Genomic DNA, 15,494 nt, shown 5'->3' on the forward strand with positions numbered 1-15,494 from the left:
AGATGGACGAGCCGTATTTTACGGGGCAGCCTTGTTCATTAGGCCGATAGGCACCGCATTGGTGCATTCAACCAGATGTTTTGGCGCTGTCTTAGGGCATTCCCCTAGTGTGACAATCCCGTTCCTGGTGCAGAATCCTGTTCCATGCAGGTGAGGAGACAAACAGCCCTGCAAGGGCGACCGGCGGCACCGGTATAACAAACTGGCAGTACCCAATAAAAGCAAAATGCACAACGGCTGGCACCATTCAGTGCCGGCCGTTGTCGCTTACAAGGCCCGCTTTTGTGCATAAAGGCTTTTCAAGCGGTGCGTAACCGGATACTAATCAAGCATGCCGGATCCCCGCACTTCGACATCCCCGGCCGCAAAGCGTTATTGGCGGCGCAATCTGTTCCTGATCGCGATCCTGACCACTTGTTGGGCCGCGCTGACCTTCCTGCCTGCGTTCTTCGCCCGCGAACTGATGTTCGACTTCATCGGGTGGCCATTTTCTTTCTGGATGGCGGCCTACGGCGCGCCGCTGTCGTACCTGGTGCTGATCGGCATCTATGCGCGCCTGATGAACCGCGCCGACGCGCGCGCCCGTCGTGACGACGAGCGGGGCGGTTGATGCCATTCACCGGCGATAACCCCCGCGAATTCGACATCCGGCTGCGCCGCATCTACGTGTTGTACACGGCCGGCTTCGCCTTGCTGATCGTGCTGCTGGCGCTGGCCGAGGTGGCGGGCATGGCGCGCAACTGGATCGGTTACGCGTTCCTGCTGGTCACGGTCAGCCTGTACGCGGGTATCGGCATCGTGTGCCGCACATCGGACCAGGTCGAATACTACGTGGCGGGGCGGCGCGTACCGGCGTTCTACAACGGCATGGCCACGGCCGCCGACTGGATGTCGGTGGCGTCGTTCATCGGCGTGGCCGGCACACTGTACCTGACCGGCTACGGCGGCCTGGCCTACATCATGGGCTGGACAGGCGGTTATGTGCTGGTGGCGCTGCTGCTGGCCCCCTATCTGCGCAAGTTCGGCCAATACACCATTCCCGATTTCATGGGCGCGCGCTATGGCGGCAACCTGGCACGCCTGACGGGCGTGGCCTGTGCCGTGCTGTGCTCGTTTACCTACCTGGTGGCGCAGATCTATGGCGTGGGCATCATCACCACGCGCATGACTGGTATTTCATTCGAACTGGGCATTTTCGTGGCGCTGGGCGGCATGCTGGTGTGTTCGTTCCTGGGCGGCATGCGCGCCGTGACCTGGACGCAGGTCGGGCAGTACATCATCCTGGTGGTGGCCTATCTGGTGCCGGTGGTGTGGCTGTCGGTGAAGCATACCGGCATGCCGTTGCCGCAATTGTCGGCCGGTACGGTGCTGCAGCAGGTAAGCGAGCGCGAGGCCCAATTGGGCAAAGACGTCTCCGAGCTGCAAGTGCGGCAGTTGTGGAAGGCCCGGGCCGACGAAATGACCCAGCGCCTGCAGGCCCTGCCGCAGTCGTGGATCCAGGAAAAAGACAAGCTGCGCAGCCGGCTGGCCCAACTGACCGCCACCGATGCACCCATGGTCGAGATACGCTCGCTGGAGCGCGAACTCGAGGCGTACCCCGCCAGTGTCGAAGCGGCGCGCGTGGCATGGTCGCAGGCCCGTGCCGTATACGAGGCGCGCGGCTCACCGCCGATTCCGCACGCCGAGCCGTTTCCCGCCAAAGACCCCAAAGAACGGCGAGAAATGCGGATCAATTTCCTGGCGCTGGTGCTGTGCCTGATGCTGGGCACGGCGGGCATGCCGCACATCTTGATGCGCTCATACACGACGCCATCCGTGATCGAGGCGCGCCGGTCGGTGTGCTGGTCGCTGCTGTTCATCCTGCTGCTGTACTTCATGGCGCCGGCCCTGGCGCTGCTGGTCAAGTACGAGGTCTATACCCAGGTGGTGGGGTCCGAGTTCGCCGCGTTGCCCAGTTGGGTGCACGCCTGGAGCGCCGTCGATATCAACCTGCTGAATCTGCTGGACGTCAACCGCGATGGCACTGTGCAATTGGGCGAGATCAATATGGGGGCCGACGTGGTGGTCCTGGCCATGCCCGAGATCGGTGGCTTGCCCTACGTGGTGTCGGGCCTGGTGGCGGCGGGCGGGCTGGCTGCCGCGCTGTCCACGGCCGACGGGCTGCTGCTGACCTTGTCCAATTCTCTGTCGCACGACATGTGGTACCGGCTGGTATCGCCTCGCATGTCGGCCGCACGCCGCGTGATGGTATCCAAGATTCTGTTGCTGGTCGTGGCGTTCGGGGCTGCCTGGGTGGCGGCCCGCAAGCCCGCCGATATCCTGTTCATGGTGTCGGCGGCGTTTTCCTTTGCCGCCTCGTCGTTCTTCCCGGCGCTGGTCATGGGCATATTCTGGCGGCGCGCCAACAAGTGGGGGGCGACCCTGGGCATGCTGGCCGGCCTGGCGGTAACGTTCGGCTATATGGCGCATACCCATCCTTGGCTGCGCGAATGGGTGTTTGGCGTCGAGCGCGGCCAGCCGGTAGACCTGTGGTGGGGAATCCAGCCCATTGCGGCGGGCGTGTTCGGCGCGCCGGTGGCATTCCTGACGATTATCGTGGTGTCGCTGCTGACGCCGCCGCCCGACCGGGCCACCGACATGCTGGTGCAATACCTGCGCGAGCCCGACGGCCCGCCGCCGACGCTGCCGTGATCAGTGCCCGACCGATTTCGAGAACACGTTCATTACCACCACGCCTGCGATGATCAGCGTGATGCCCAGGATGGCGGGGGTATCGAGGTGCTGCTTGAAAAACACCGCACCCACCAGCGAGATCAGCACGATGCCCACGCCCGACCAGATGGCGTAGGCGATGCCCACCGGTATGTCGCGCAATGTCAGGGCCAGGAAATAAAACGCGACGGCGTAGCCCAGTACCGTGGCCAGCGAGGGTAGCAGCCGGGTGAAGCCCTCGGCGCTTTTGAGGGCGCTGGTGGCCAGGATCTCGGCCACGATGGCAATGCCCAGATAGACCCATTTCATGCGCGTCGTGCCCCGTTTTGGCGCAGCAGCACCAGCAGGGCGCCGGCGCCGCCTTCGTGCTCGGGTGCCTGCGAGAACGCCATGACATCGGTTTTTTGCACCAGCCAGGCGCGCACCTTGTCTTTCAATACCGGCTCCAGGCCTTGCGAGCCGTAGCCTTTGCCATGCACGATGCGCACGCAGCGTATGCCGTGTTCCAGGCATTCATCCAGGAACGACAGCACCGCATGGCGAGCCTGCTCGACCCGCAGGCCGTGCAGGTCGAGTTCGGCGCCGGCCGGCCATTGCCCGCGGCGCAGGTTGCGCGCGGTGTCGGGGGCGGCGTCGGCGCGCACATAGGCCGTGCCGCCTTCGGAGAGCAAATGGACCACTTCGCCGCCATCGGACACGCCCGCATCGGCGCGTGCCGCGGTTTCGCCCACGGCCGCCGCCCGGCGCATGGCAACGGCCGGGCTGGCCGGCACGGTCGCGGGCGGCGCAGGGGGGCGCCGGCCGGTATGCTTGAGCGGCGTAACCGCCTGCGTGGCACGGCGAAAGGCGTCGGGGTCGTCGGCCTGGCGAGCCGGCGCGGCGGCCTGGCGCGAAGCCTGCTTGGCCTGCGCTTGCGCCTGTTCCTGCCGCGCGGTCTGGTGCAGGCGTTTCAGGTCGGCCAGGCCGCCTTTATTGCTGCGCATTCTCCAGCCACCGTTGCGCGTCCAAGGCGGCCATGCAGCCCGTGCCGGCGCTGGTGATGGCTTGGCGGTAGACGTGGTCTTGTACGTCGCCGGCGGCGAACACGCCGGGCACGGAGGTCATGGTGGCCATGCCCGACAGGCCGCTCTTGGTGATGATGTAGCCATCTTTCATTTCGAGCTGGCCCTCGAAGATGCCGGTATTGGGCTGGTGGCCGATGGCAATGAATGCGCCGGTGACCGCCAGGTCTTCGGTGGCGCCGGTGTCGGTGTGGCGCACGCGCACGCCCGTTACGCCGCTATCGTCGCCCAGCACTTCTTCAAGGGTATGGAACAGCTTCAGCGCCATGTTGCCATTGGCGACCTTGTCCATCAGCTTGTCAACCAGGATCGGTTCGGCGCGGAATTTGTCGCGGCGGTGGATCAGCGTGACTTTGCGGCAGATGTTGGACAAGTACAGTGCTTCTTCCACGGCGGTGTTGCCGCCGCCCACCACCACGACGTCCTGGTTCTTGTAGAAGAACCCGTCGCAAGTGGCGCAACCCGAGACGCCGCGGCCCATGAAGGCCTCTTCGGAGGGCAGGCCCAGGTATTTGGCCGAGGCGCCGGTGGCGATGATGAGCGCATCGCAGGTGTAGGCGTTGCCGGTGTCGCCGGTCAGGGTGAACGGGCGGCGCGAAACATCGACTTTGGCGATATGGTCGAAAATGATGTCGGTATTGAAGCGCTCGGCGTGCTGCTGGAAGCGCTGCATCAGTTCGGGACCCTGGACGCCGGAGGCGTCGGCGGGCCAATTATCGACGTCGGTGGTGGTCATGAGCTGCCCGCCCTGGGCCAAACCTGTAACAAGTACAGGGGCCAGATTGGCCCGCGCCGCATAGACGGCGGCGGTGTAACCGGCGGGGCCGGATCCAAGTATCAAAACTTTAGCGTGTTTGGGCGTGGACATAGGTAAGTATCTTTAGAGGGATGCCCAATTATAATGAGCCGCATGCCGCGTATTTCAACTGCCTCCCCGCGCGCCTCGCGCAACACCCGAAACGGCCCTTCGCCGCTGCAGACTCGTATTTCTGCCCTGCTGCGCGAAGCCCGCTGGATCCTGTTCGCCGCCCTGGCTGCCTGGCTGACCCTGGTGCTGGCCACCTGGTCATCCGCCGACCCGGGTTGGTCGCATTCCGTGCCTGGCGGCGTCATCCATAACCGCGGCGGCACCCTGGGCGCGTACCTGTCCGATATCCTGCTATACCTGTTCGGGTATTCCGCCTGGTGGTGGGTGGTGCTGCTGCTGCATCGCGTGCGTGCCGGCTACCGCCGCCTGGCCAGCCACCTGCGCGCCAACGACGGCAAGCAGGCCGAGATTCTGCCGCGCGTGCACTGGGAAGAGGGCATCGGCTTCTTCCTTGTCCTGGTGGGCTCGTTGGGCATCGAGGCCCTGCGCCTGTATAGCTGGGGCATGCACTTGCCCGGCGGCACCGACGGCGAAAGCGGCGCGGGCGGCGTCATCGGCCAGATGCTGGCCAGTTGGCTGGCCCAAGGCGTGGGCTTTACCGGTGGCACCCTGGCGCTGCTGGTCATGCTGGCGGTCGGTCTGAGCCTGTTTTTCTCGTTTTCGTGGCTGCACCTGGCTGAGCGGGTCGGCGCGTGGCTCGAAGGCCTGCTGCGGCGCGCGCGCGATTCCTATACCGCGCGCCAGGACCGCAAGGTCGGCCAGGTGGCCAAGGCCGTGCGTACCGAACAGGTCGAGGCCAAGCACGAAAAGCTCACCCACGAACAGCCGGTGCGCATCGAACCGGCCATTACCGTGGTGCCCCGCTCCGATCGCGTCGAAAAAGAAAAGCAGCAGACGCTGTTCGCCCCGCCCGCCGGCGAGGGCGACTTGCCCACCATCAGCCTGCTGGATCCGCCTGCGCCCAACCAGGAAACGGTCTCGGCCGAGACCATCGAATTCACCTCGCGCCTGATCGAAAAGAAACTGGCCGATTTCGGCGTGGTGGTCACGGTGGTGGCGGCCCAGGCCGGTCCTGTCATCACTCGTTACGAAATCGAGCCCGCCACCGGCGTGAAAGGCAGCCAGATCGTCAACCTGGCCAAGGACCTGGCGCGCGCGCTCAGCCTGGTCAGCATCCGGGTGGTGGAAACCATCCCCGGCAAGAACCTGATGGGGCTGGAACTGCCCAACCCGCGCCGCCAGATGGTCAAGCTGTCCGAGATCCTGGGTTCGCAAACGTATCACGCCAGCCATTCGGTCGTCACGATGGCGCTGGGCAAGGATATCGCCGGCAATCCGGTGGTGGCCGACCTGGCCAAGATGCCCCACTTGCTGGTGGCCGGTACCACCGGCTCGGGCAAGTCGGTCGGTATCAACGCCATGATCCTGTCGCTGCTGTACAAGGCTGGCGCGGCCGATACCCGCCTGATCCTGATCGATCCCAAGATGCTCGAAATGAGCGTCTACGAAGGTATTCCGCACTTGCTGGCGCCAGTGGTCACCGACATGCGCCATGCCGCCAACGCCCTGAACTGGTGCGTGGGCGAAATGGAAAAGCGCTATCGCCTGATGAGCAAGATGGGCGTGCGCAACCTGGCGGGCTATAACACCAAGATCCGCGATGCCATCAAGCGCGAAGAGCCCATTCCCAATCCGTTCTCGCTGACGCCCGACCAGCCCGAGCCGCTGTCGCCGCTGCCCACCGTCGTGGTGGTCATCGACGAGCTGGCCGACCTGATGATGGTGGTGGGCAAGAAAATCGAAGAACTCATCGCGCGCCTGGCGCAAAAGGCGCGCGCTGCCGGCATCCACCTGATCCTGGCCACCCAGCGGCCCAGCGTGGACGTCATTACCGGCCTGATCAAGGCCAATATCCCGACGCGTATCGCGTTCCAGGTGTCATCCAAGATCGATTCGCGCACCATTCTCGACCAGATGGGGGCCGAAACCCTGCTGGGCCAGGGTGACATGCTGTATATGCCGCCGGGCACCGGCCTGCCGGTGCGGGTGCATGGCGCGTTCGTGAGCGATGACGAAGTGCACCGCGTGGTCGAACACCTGAAGGCGCAGGGCGAACCCAACTATGTCGAGGGCCTGCTCGAAGGCGCGCTGGAAGGCGAAACCGGCGATGGCGTGGGCAGCGTGACGGGCATGACCGACACCGAAAGCGATCCCATGTACGACCAGGCCTGCGAGGTCGTGCTGAAGCACCGCCGCGCCTCGATTTCGCTGGTGCAGCGTCACCTGCGGATCGGTTACAACCGTGCCGCCCGGTTACTCGAGCAAATGGAGCAATCGGGTATGGTGTCGGCAATGCAATCCAACGGCAACCGGGAAATCCTGGTGCCGTCCAAAGAGGAAGCCTGATGCCTGGTCTACGCCGGCTGGCCGTTGCGGCCGCGCTGCTGGTGCTGTGCCCGATGGCCGCCCTGGCGGCCGACGCCCGCACGCAACTGAAATCCTTCGTGGCCGAAATCAAGACTGCCACGGGCAGTTTTTCCCAGTCCACCACGGGGCCGCAGGGTGGCACCCAGCGTCCGCAAAGCGGGTCGTTCGCATTCCAGCGCCCCGGCAAATTCAAGTGGGCGGTCAGCCAGCCCTATGAACAACTGGTGGTGTCCGACGGGCAGCAGTTGTACCAGTACGACCCCGACCTGGCCCAGGTCACCACGCGCAAGGTCGACCAGGCTATCGGTACGTCGCCGGCCGCGATCTTGTTCGGCTCGGGCGACCTGGAACAGGCCTTCGAGGTTGCCCCGCTGCCGGCCCGCGACGGCCTGCAATGGCTGCGGGCCAAGCCGCGCAATGCCGACGCCGGCTTTGCGCAGGTCGATATCGGCATGAAAGACAATCTGCCCGCGCGGGTCGAACTGCTTGATGCCTTCGGCCAGACCACGCGCGTCGAACTCTCCAATATCCAGGCCAACCCTACGCTGCCTCCCAACGAATTCCGCTTCACGCCGCCCGCGGGCGTAGACGTCGTCAAGATGTAGCGGTGTCGCCGGCCTGCAAGTGCAGCAGGCCATCCACGGCAATGACGCCGTCCTGGCGCACGAACAAGGGGTTGATTTCCGCCTCGGCCACGCAGGCGCCGCGTACGCGCGCCAGGCGCGAGAACGCCGCCACGGCTTCGGCCAAGGCCTGGCAATCGCCTTGCGGCAAGCCCCGAAAGCCGCGCACCAGGCGGGTGGCGCGCACTTCTTCTATCATCTGCATGGCTTGTTCGCGGTCGACCGGCGCCAGCCGTATGGCCACGTCGGGCGCCAGTTCGGCGGCGATGCCGCCCGCGCCCAGTACCACGATAGGCCCCACCAGCGGGTCGAGCCGATAGCCCAGTATCAGTTCCAGCAGCTTGTCCTCCATTTGCTGCACCAGGATGCCCTCCAGGCGTGCCTGCGGTGCGTGCCGCCGCACTTGCGCCAGCATATCGCCGGCCTGGCGCTGCAGCTCGGCCTGGTCGCGGATGCCGATGCGCACTCCGCCCGCATCGGTCTTGTGGGGCAGGTCGCGCGACGAGACTTTCAGGGCAACGGGATAGCGCAGGTCGTGGCGCAGGTCGTCGGCCGCCACTTGCCGCGTGGCGGCCACGGGTATCCCCAACTGCGCAAACACCTGGCCGGCCTCGTATTCGGTCAGCGTGCCGGTGGCCGGCAGATGGGCAGGCCAGTCCAGCGGCGGGCCCTCGTTTGGGCGCCGGGCCGGCGCCGGGCGGCGCAGGAACAGCGCCAGCGCTTCGGCGCAGGACTCGGGGGTACGGAATCCCGCAATGCCTTCGCGCTGCAGAACCTGCAGCGAAGCAATGGCCTCCGGTGCCAGGAAGGCGGCAACCGGCTTGTCGCCGGGTTTGCGGGCCCGCACCAGGGGTTGCACGGCCAGTTCGGGATGGAACTGCGCCGATGAGCCGGCCACGCTCAGCACGGCATCGCACCAGTCGGCCGCCAGCAGGTGTTCCAGCAAGTCCTGGTATTGCGCGCCGCTGGCGGCCAGCGTCAGGTCGATGATGGGTGCCTGGCGCAGGCGCAGCCCGCGGCCGGCCATGTGCGCCACGAAATCGTCGGGCGGTGTGGCGGCCACCAGCCCGCGCATGCCCAGGTTATCGACCACCGTGGCGGCTGCGCCACCCGTGGTGGTGATCACGGCCACGCGCGGCACCCGCGCGGGCAGCGGCGCATGCCGGCCGTAGCGTAGCGCCAGAGGCACGATTTCGTACAAGGTTTCCAGCGATTGCACGCGCAGCACGCCGTGTGCGCGCAGGAATGCATCCACGGCGGCGTCGTTGCCCGCCATGGCGCCGGTGTGCGATTGCGCCAGGGCGTCGCCCTGGGCCGAACGGCCCAGCTTGTAGGCAATGACGGGCTTGCCGGCGGCCTGGGCGGCATCCAGCGCGTGTGCCAGGATGGGTGCGTCGCGCAGCGTTTCCAGGAACAGCAGAATGGCGCTGGTCTGGTCGTCTTCGACCAGGGCCTGGACGACTTCGCCGACGCTGATGTCGCTTTCATTACCCACCGACACGGTCTTGGCAAAGCCGAAGCCGCGCGCGGCGGCGCGCGACAGCAGCGAGCCCATCATGGACCCGCTTTGCGACACCAGGCTCAGGCCGCCGGCCAGCAGGTCGTCGGATTCGAACACGGCATTGACCGAGAGGATGGCGCCGCTGTGCACATTGGCCAGGCCGATGCTGTTGGGGCCCAGCAGGCGCAGGCCCAACTGGCGGGCCTGCGCTACCAGGGCGGCCTGCGCGGCACGTCCTTGCGCGCCGGTTTCGCCGAAGCCGTCGCTATATACCGTGACGACTTTCGCGCCGGCGCGGGCGCAGCCTTCGAGCTGGCCGGCGACTTTGCTGCCCGGCACCATGATGAATACGTGGTCGACCGCCTGGGGTAGCGAAGCCAGATCCGGATAGGCGGGTTCGCCCAGGATCTCGGACCGCGCCGCATTGATGGGGAAAATGCGGCCGTGGTAGCCGTGCTTGCGCATGAAGCGCAGCGGCCGGGCCGTGTTCTTGGCGGGATCGCCCGAGGCGCCGACCAGGGCAATCGCGGCGGGGGCGAGCAAGGCTTGGGCGAAGGTGCTGTTCTGCATGAGCAATGGCTGATCGAAGAAGAGGGTTTACACGGCGTCGTGCAATTGCAGGTCGCGCACGGCCAGCGATTCCAGGCGCCAGGCCTGGTCGCGCAGATGCTGTGCGCGGGATTGGCCCAGCACGGGCGCGACCAGTTCGTTGAACTTGTCGTTCAGTTCCGCATCGGTAAGCGGCGCTTCAGGGTCGCCTTTGCGGTAGGGTGCGAAATGGCTGTGGGTCGCGCCGCCACGTGTGCGCAGGGTGACGCGCGCGGCCCGCTGGGCGGGAAAGGCTGCCGTCAGGGCCGGGTCGGCGCGGAAGGTGATGCGGGCCATCAGGTCGCGCAGGGCCGGGTCGGCCAGCCTGGCCGGCTCGAAGGCGTCGAGCCGCACCGAGCCGTACGCCAAAGCGTGCGCCAGCACGTAGACCAGGCTGAACTTGCCTTCGAAGGGCGTGCGCGGGTCGCGATTGCCGGTGACATCCAGCGTGGCCTGGTAGGCATCGACCTCGATCTGCTCGATGTCGGCCGGCGCCAGGCCATGCGCCGTGCGCAAGGCCAGCACCGCATCGATAGCGGCGAAGGTATGGCCGCAGCAGCCGTGGTTTTTCTGGGTGATCTGCAGAATGTTGTAGCGCTCGCCCAGTCCCTGTGCCGCGCCGGACCAGTCGGGGCTGTCGGCCAGCGCCGCGCCGAAACCCACCGGGCCGTCCAGCATGCCGGCCGCGCCGGTCAGGCCGTGCGCGGCGCCCAGGCCGGCACGGACGCCGGCGTTGGCGGCATTGCCGGCGTGCAGGGCCTTGGTCATGGCGTCCGAACGAAAAGCCTGTTGCAGGCCGGCGGCAAAGCTGGCGGACGTCGCCAGGGCATGCCGCATGGCGGCCGCATTGCCCGGCGCCGCCAGGGCCGCCGCAGCGGCCGCGGCGCCGAAGCAGCCCACCGTGCCGGTCGTGTGGAAGTAGCGGTAATGCGCGGGCTGCACCGCCGCGCCGATGCGGGTCGATATCTCGTAGCCCACCACGATGGCGTTGAGCAGGGCGGCGCCGCTGGCATCCTGCTCTTCGGCTACCGCCAGTGCGGCGGCAATCACGGGGCAGCCGGGGTGGTATACCGCATCGCGGAAAATATCGTCGAACTCGACGGCGTGCGAGACGCTGCCGTTGATCCAGGCCGCAGTGGGGCTGAAGGCCGTGGTGCCGCAGCCGGGCAGGCTGGACCGGCCCGCGCCCAGCTCGGACCGGTGCGCCGCCAACAGCTGCGGGCAGGGCGCCGTACGGGTGCCGGGATATAACGCGGAAAGCCAGTCCACCAACGCGCGTTTGGCGTGATGCACTACTTCGGGGGGCAAGTCGCGCACGCTGTCGCGTGCGCCATAGTCGGCCAGTTGTTCAAGAATCATGCGGTGTCTCCGGAAGGCATGGCCCGCCTTGTGCATGGCATACGGCCGGCGGATGCACCCTACTGTAGCGGCACGGGCCGGCGCACGGCATGAAAAAAAAGAAAACCTGCCTTCACGAATTGGCGGACCGGGCGGGGGCTGCAAAATCGGCGAAGCCTGCTATGCCGATTATTCACACCGCGCAGGGGGCGCAGTTTCTAAGATGTCTGCAGGGGCGCGGCGCCTGGATCTGGCCGGCATCGCGCCGCTATCGATTTCAGATGAGGAGACGAGATTGAAACTGCGCTTCACCTTGCGGGCCGCCGCGACGCTGTTCACGTTGGCCGGGCTGGCCGGTCCGGTGGCTGCCGGCGGGACAGCCGGCGATTACCCCACGCGCCCCATTACCCTGCTGGTGGGCTTTCCGGCTGGCGGACCTTCCGACACGGCCGCGCGTATCCTGGCCAACCGGCTCGAAAGCGAACTGCCGGGCGCGCGCGTGGTGGTAGAAAACCGTGGCGGCGCCAACGGCACCCTGGCGGCGGCCGCACTGACCAAGGCGCCGGCCGATGGCCATACGCTGTTTCTGGTGACCAAAAGCCATGTCAACACCAAGTGGCTGTATCGGCATCTGCCGTTCGATCCCGCCACCGATTTCCAACCGGTCGCACTGCTGCTGACCATGCCGAATGTGCTGGTGGTGGGGCCGTCCATTCACGCTCCCGACTACCAGGCGTTTGCAGCCGATGCGCGCCAGCACCCGGATGATTACACCGTGTTCTCGACCGGCAACGGCTCTGATCCGCACTTGGCGGCCGAAGAGTTCCAGGAGAAAACCGGCTTGAAGTTCCGCCATATTCCCTACAAGGGCGGGGCGCAGGGCATGGTGGATATGCTGAGCGGCCGGGTGGACCTGTCGTTCGCGACGCTGGGCACGGTCATGCAGTACCTGGCCGATGACCGCAGCAAGGTGCGGGCGCTGGCGCTGGGCGGCGCGCAGCGCGACCCCTTGCTGCCGGATGTGCCGACCTTTGCCGAAGTGGGAGTAAGCGGCTTCGAGCCCATGGCCTGGTATGGGGTGATGGCGCCGGTGGGCACGCCGCGGCCCATTCTGGAAAAGCTCAACCGCGCCATCAACCACGGCATGAACCAGCCGGAAGGCGTGGCCTTGCTGAACAAGATGGGCGCGTCGCCCGCCCACGCCTCGATCGAGGAATTCGCCGGGCTGTACCAGAATGACATCAAGACCAATGGCGCGCTGATCACGCACCTGGGCGTGACCCTCGACTGAGGCCTGCGGCATGCATCGGCTAAAGGTGCCGGCGCTATGCCGGCTGCGACAGGAACGCCAGCAGTTCGGCCACCACCGGGCTCAGGCCGACCGGATCGCGCACCGCAAGGAAGAAGCGGCGCGCGGCCCATTCGTCGCGCAGGCGCAGCAGCACCAGGCCCATGCTGCTCAGGTAATTGGCGGCGATACGCTCGGGCACGACGCCGATGCCCAGGCCTTCGCGGATCATGCGGCAGCGTGTTTCGAAATTCGACACCTGCAGCTTGACCGTGGGCGGGCGCGTTACCGTCTGGCCGATGTAGGCCAGGAACTGGTCCAGCGAATGGCGCGGGAAATAGCCCAGCAGGTCGTAGTCGAGCGCTTCTTCCAGGAACAGTTCGGCGCGCCCGGCCAGCGGGTGGCCGATGGGCACCACCAGGCCGACGCGGTCGGTGGCAAACGGCAGCGACGTGACGCCGGTGGCCGGGTGGTTGGCGTGATAGATGCCGAGATCTATCGAGCCGTCGATCAGCAGGCGGGGGATGTCGTAGCTGTGGGCCTCGATCAGGTCGACGCTGACGTAATCGCGCTGCGACAGAAATCGCGCCATGCGGTCCGGCAGGAACTGCAGGATGGTCGATGGATTGGCCGCCAGCCGTATCTTGGCCTGCCCCTCGGCGGAATAGACTTGCACGGCCGATTCAGCCAGTTGCACGGCCCGCAGGATGGCCTTGGCGCGCTGGTACAGCAGCGCGCCGGCCGGCGTGGGTTCGACGCCGCGCCCATGGCGCTGCAGCAGCGTGCGCTGCAGATGGCGTTCGAGTTCGGCGACCCGCTTGCTGGCGGCCGAGGTCACCAGGTTGGCCCGTTCGGCGGCTTTCGACAGGCTTTTTTCTTCTACCGCCGCCACAAACACCTCGAGGGCGGGGATGTCCATGCCTTTCATCGGGAATCTCGTTGCTGCGATGGCGGCGATGGCCGCACGCTGGGTTCACTCGCTTTTATCATGGCTGTACGGCGCTTGGAAAGCGCGTGCCGCCGGCCTTTTATTTTTTCTAGGTAGCCACTCATGGATTTCAATCTGGACCCCGAATACCAAGCCTACGCCGATTCGGTGCGCCGCTTCGCGCGCGATCACCTGGCCGACGGTGCCCTGGAACGTGCGCATGCCGATTCCTATCCGTGGGAAACGGCCCGCTTGCTGGCCGACAACGGTTTCCTGGGTATCGCGTTTCCCGAGGCCGACGGCGGCCAGGGCGGCACGCTGATGCATGCCGTGCTGGCCATCCAGGAAATCGCCCTGGTCTGCCCGCGCAGCGCCGATATCGTGCAGGCCGGCAATTTCGGGCCCATACGCACGTTCGTCGAATACGCCACGGCCGGCCAGAAAGCGCGCTTCTTGCCCGATCTGCTGGGTGGGCGCAAGCTGATCTCGCTGGGCATGACCGAGCCCCAGGCCGGCTCGGCCGTCACCGAGCTGTCGACCAGCGCTACCCGCGAGGGCGATGAGGTGGTGATCAACGGCAGCAAGATATTTTCCACGCACAGCCCCGAGGCGGGCGTATTCCTGGTGTACGTGCGCTTCGGTCCGGGTACGGGCGGCATCGGATCGGTGCTGATCGAGCGCGGCACGCCGGGCTTCACCGTGGGCCAGCCCTCGCGCTTCATGAACGGCGAGCACTGGGCACAGCTGTATTTCGACGGCGCGCGCATCCCGGCATCGCAGATCTTGCTGGGGCCGGGCGGATTCAAGAAGCAGATATCCGGTTTCAACGTCGAGCGCCTGGGCAATGCCTCGCGCTCGTTGGCGCTGGGACGCCATGCGTTCAACCTGGCGCGCGAACATGCCTCGATCCGCAAGCAGTTCGGCCGCGAACTGTGCGAGTTCCAGGGCCTGCAATGGAAATTCGCCGAGATGTGGATGAAGCTGGAACAGGCGCAACTGCTGCTTTACAAGGCCGCCCTGGAGGGCGAACAAGGCCTGCCCAGCGCGCAGAGCACCGCCATGGCCAAGCTGGCCTGCAACGAGGCCGGCTGGTTCGCCGCCAACGAGGCCATGCAGGTCATGGGCGGCATGGGGTTCAGCCAGGAATCCCTGGTAGAGTACTGCGTGCGCCGCACGCGCGGCTGGATGATTGCAGGGGGATCCATCGAAATGCTGAAAAACCGTATTGCCGAAGGCGTGTTCGAACGCAGCTTCTCGCAACGGCCGCCCAAGGCCTCATGATGAGCGGGCAGCTTGCTGGCGTGGCCGCGCATCCTGAAATCACCCGGCTCGACACCCTGGTCGAGCACATTGACATTCCCGGCCCGGCCGGCACGGTGCGCTGGCACCGCCACGGCCAGGGCGATCCGCTGGTGCTGCTGCACGGCGGCCACGGCAGCTGGCTGCACTGGCTGCGCAATATCGAGGCGCTGGCACAGCACCGCACCGTGTGGGTGCCCGACATGCCGGGCTACCTGGATTCGGCCGACGTGCCCGCACCGTCGGGGGCCGACGACCTCGAGCCGTTGCTCCAGGTGCTGCAGGCCACGCTGGACCAGGCCGTGGGACACGATACCGCCATAGACCTTGCCGGATTCTCGTTCGGCGGACTGGTGGCTTCCCGGCTGGCCGCAAGGCGTGCGGGGGTGCGGCGGCTGGCCTTGCTGGGCTCGGGCGGGCACGGCACGCCGCGGCCTCGCGTGCTCGACATGCGCCAGTGGCGGCACGCCGAATCGCCCGAGCAGCGGCGCGACATGCTGCGCCACAATCTGAACCAGCTCATGCTGTATCGGCATGCGCCCGATGAACTGGCGCTGGACGTGCACGAAATCAGCTGCGTGGCCACGCGCTTTCGCAGCCGTACGGCATCGCAAGGCGACGGCATGGTGCAGGCGTTGCGCCGCTATGGCGGCCCGACGCTGCTGATATGGGGCGAGCACGACGTCACCGCCGCGGCGCATCAAGTGGCGCCCGCCATTGCCGCCGACGGCCCGGGGCGCCAATGGCGTGTCGTGCCGCAGGCCGGGCATTGGGTGCAATATGAAGGCGCGCCCATGGTGAACGAGCTGCTGGCGCGCTGGTTCGACGGCCAGCCGCTGCCATAGCGGGCAGCCCCGCGGC

At 66.4% G+C, this 15,494-nt stretch carries 13 protein-coding genes; 7 read left to right on the plus strand and 6 right to left on the minus strand.

Annotated elements, in window-relative coordinates; all coding sequences use genetic code 11:
• Positions 1 to 331 precede the first annotated feature (331 nt).
• Together KW845_RS02185 and KW845_RS02190 are read left to right on the plus strand one after the other, a co-directional pair.
• Positions 332 to 610: a DUF4212 domain-containing protein gene (locus KW845_RS02185; protein ID WP_218367536.1), complete on the plus strand. Its 279-nt coding sequence runs from the start codon at positions 332 to 334 to the stop codon at positions 608 to 610.
• Positions 610 to 2,691, plus strand: coding sequence for a sodium:solute symporter family protein (locus tag KW845_RS02190; RefSeq protein WP_218367537.1), 2,082 nt, complete (start codon positions 610 to 612; stop codon positions 2,689 to 2,691). The genes KW845_RS02185 and KW845_RS02190 overlap by 1 nt, the downstream gene beginning before the upstream one ends.
• On the opposite strand, the gene KW845_RS02195 is transcribed toward KW845_RS02190, so the two are convergent.
• From KW845_RS02195 to trxB, 3 genes are read right to left on the minus strand one after another with little or no spacing between them, the layout of a single operon-like run.
• The gene (locus tag KW845_RS02195) at positions 2,692 to 3,021 is read right to left on the minus strand and encodes a multidrug efflux SMR transporter (RefSeq protein WP_218367538.1); all 330 of its coding nucleotides are present in this window, start codon (positions 3,019 to 3,021) and stop codon (positions 2,692 to 2,694) included.
• Positions 3,018 to 3,695: a Smr/MutS family protein gene (locus tag KW845_RS02200; RefSeq protein ID WP_218367539.1), complete on the minus strand. Its 678-nt coding sequence runs from the start codon at positions 3,693 to 3,695 to the stop codon at positions 3,018 to 3,020. The genes KW845_RS02195 and KW845_RS02200 overlap by 4 nt, the downstream gene beginning before the upstream one ends.
• Positions 3,682 to 4,641: a thioredoxin-disulfide reductase gene (gene trxB, locus KW845_RS02205; protein ID WP_218367540.1), complete on the minus strand. Its 960-nt coding sequence runs from the start codon at positions 4,639 to 4,641 to the stop codon at positions 3,682 to 3,684. Before trxB ends, KW845_RS02200 begins: the two co-directional genes overlap by 14 nt.
• Positions 4,642 to 4,683: 42 nt before the next feature.
• Here trxB and KW845_RS02210 point away from each other — a divergent pair, with 42 nt between their 5' ends.
• Entirely contained in the window at positions 4,684 to 7,047 is a 2,364-nt protein-coding gene (locus KW845_RS02210) for a DNA translocase FtsK (RefSeq protein WP_218367541.1), read from the plus strand.
• Positions 7,047 to 7,673 (plus strand): outer membrane lipoprotein chaperone LolA, encoded by a 627-nt coding sequence (gene lolA, locus KW845_RS02215; protein ID WP_218367542.1) that lies wholly within the window; start codon positions 7,047 to 7,049, stop codon positions 7,671 to 7,673. Before KW845_RS02210 ends, lolA begins: the two co-directional genes overlap by 1 nt.
• On the opposite strand, the gene KW845_RS02220 is transcribed toward lolA, so the two are convergent.
• Positions 7,663 to 9,762: an acetate--CoA ligase family protein gene (locus tag KW845_RS02220; RefSeq protein WP_218367543.1), complete on the minus strand. Its 2,100-nt coding sequence runs from the start codon at positions 9,760 to 9,762 to the stop codon at positions 7,663 to 7,665. The genes lolA and KW845_RS02220 overlap by 11 nt on opposite strands.
• A gap of 27 nt (positions 9,763 to 9,789) precedes the next feature.
• Positions 9,790 to 11,139: an MmgE/PrpD family protein gene (locus KW845_RS02225; protein ID WP_218367544.1), complete on the minus strand. Its 1,350-nt coding sequence runs from the start codon at positions 11,137 to 11,139 to the stop codon at positions 9,790 to 9,792.
• A gap of 274 nt (positions 11,140 to 11,413) precedes the next feature.
• Between KW845_RS02225 and KW845_RS02230 the strand changes: the two genes are divergently transcribed.
• Positions 11,414 to 12,409, plus strand: a complete 996-nt coding sequence (locus KW845_RS02230) for a tripartite tricarboxylate transporter substrate binding protein (protein ID WP_218367545.1) — start codon at positions 11,414 to 11,416, stop codon at positions 12,407 to 12,409.
• A gap of 34 nt (positions 12,410 to 12,443) precedes the next feature.
• Here KW845_RS02230 and KW845_RS02235 read toward each other — a convergent pair whose 3' ends face one another.
• On the minus strand, positions 12,444 to 13,334 hold the full coding sequence (locus KW845_RS02235; RefSeq protein WP_218367546.1) for a LysR family transcriptional regulator: 891 nt from the start codon (positions 13,332 to 13,334) through the stop codon (positions 12,444 to 12,446).
• 123 nt (positions 13,335 to 13,457) lie between these two features.
• On the opposite strand from KW845_RS02235, the gene KW845_RS02240 reads away from it, so the two are divergent.
• Positions 13,458 to 14,615, plus strand: coding sequence for an acyl-CoA dehydrogenase family protein (locus KW845_RS02240; protein ID WP_218367547.1), 1,158 nt, complete (start codon positions 13,458 to 13,460; stop codon positions 14,613 to 14,615).
• Positions 14,612 to 15,478 (plus strand): alpha/beta fold hydrolase, encoded by an 867-nt coding sequence (locus KW845_RS02245; protein WP_255592330.1) that lies wholly within the window; start codon positions 14,612 to 14,614, stop codon positions 15,476 to 15,478. The genes KW845_RS02240 and KW845_RS02245 overlap by 4 nt, the downstream gene beginning before the upstream one ends.
• The last annotated feature ends 16 nt before the right edge of the window (positions 15,479 to 15,494 follow it).

This window comes from Bordetella sp. BOR01 (assembly GCF_019218885.1).
In the GTDB taxonomy this organism is placed as follows: Bacteria; Pseudomonadota; Gammaproteobacteria; order Burkholderiales; family Burkholderiaceae_B; genus Bordetella_A.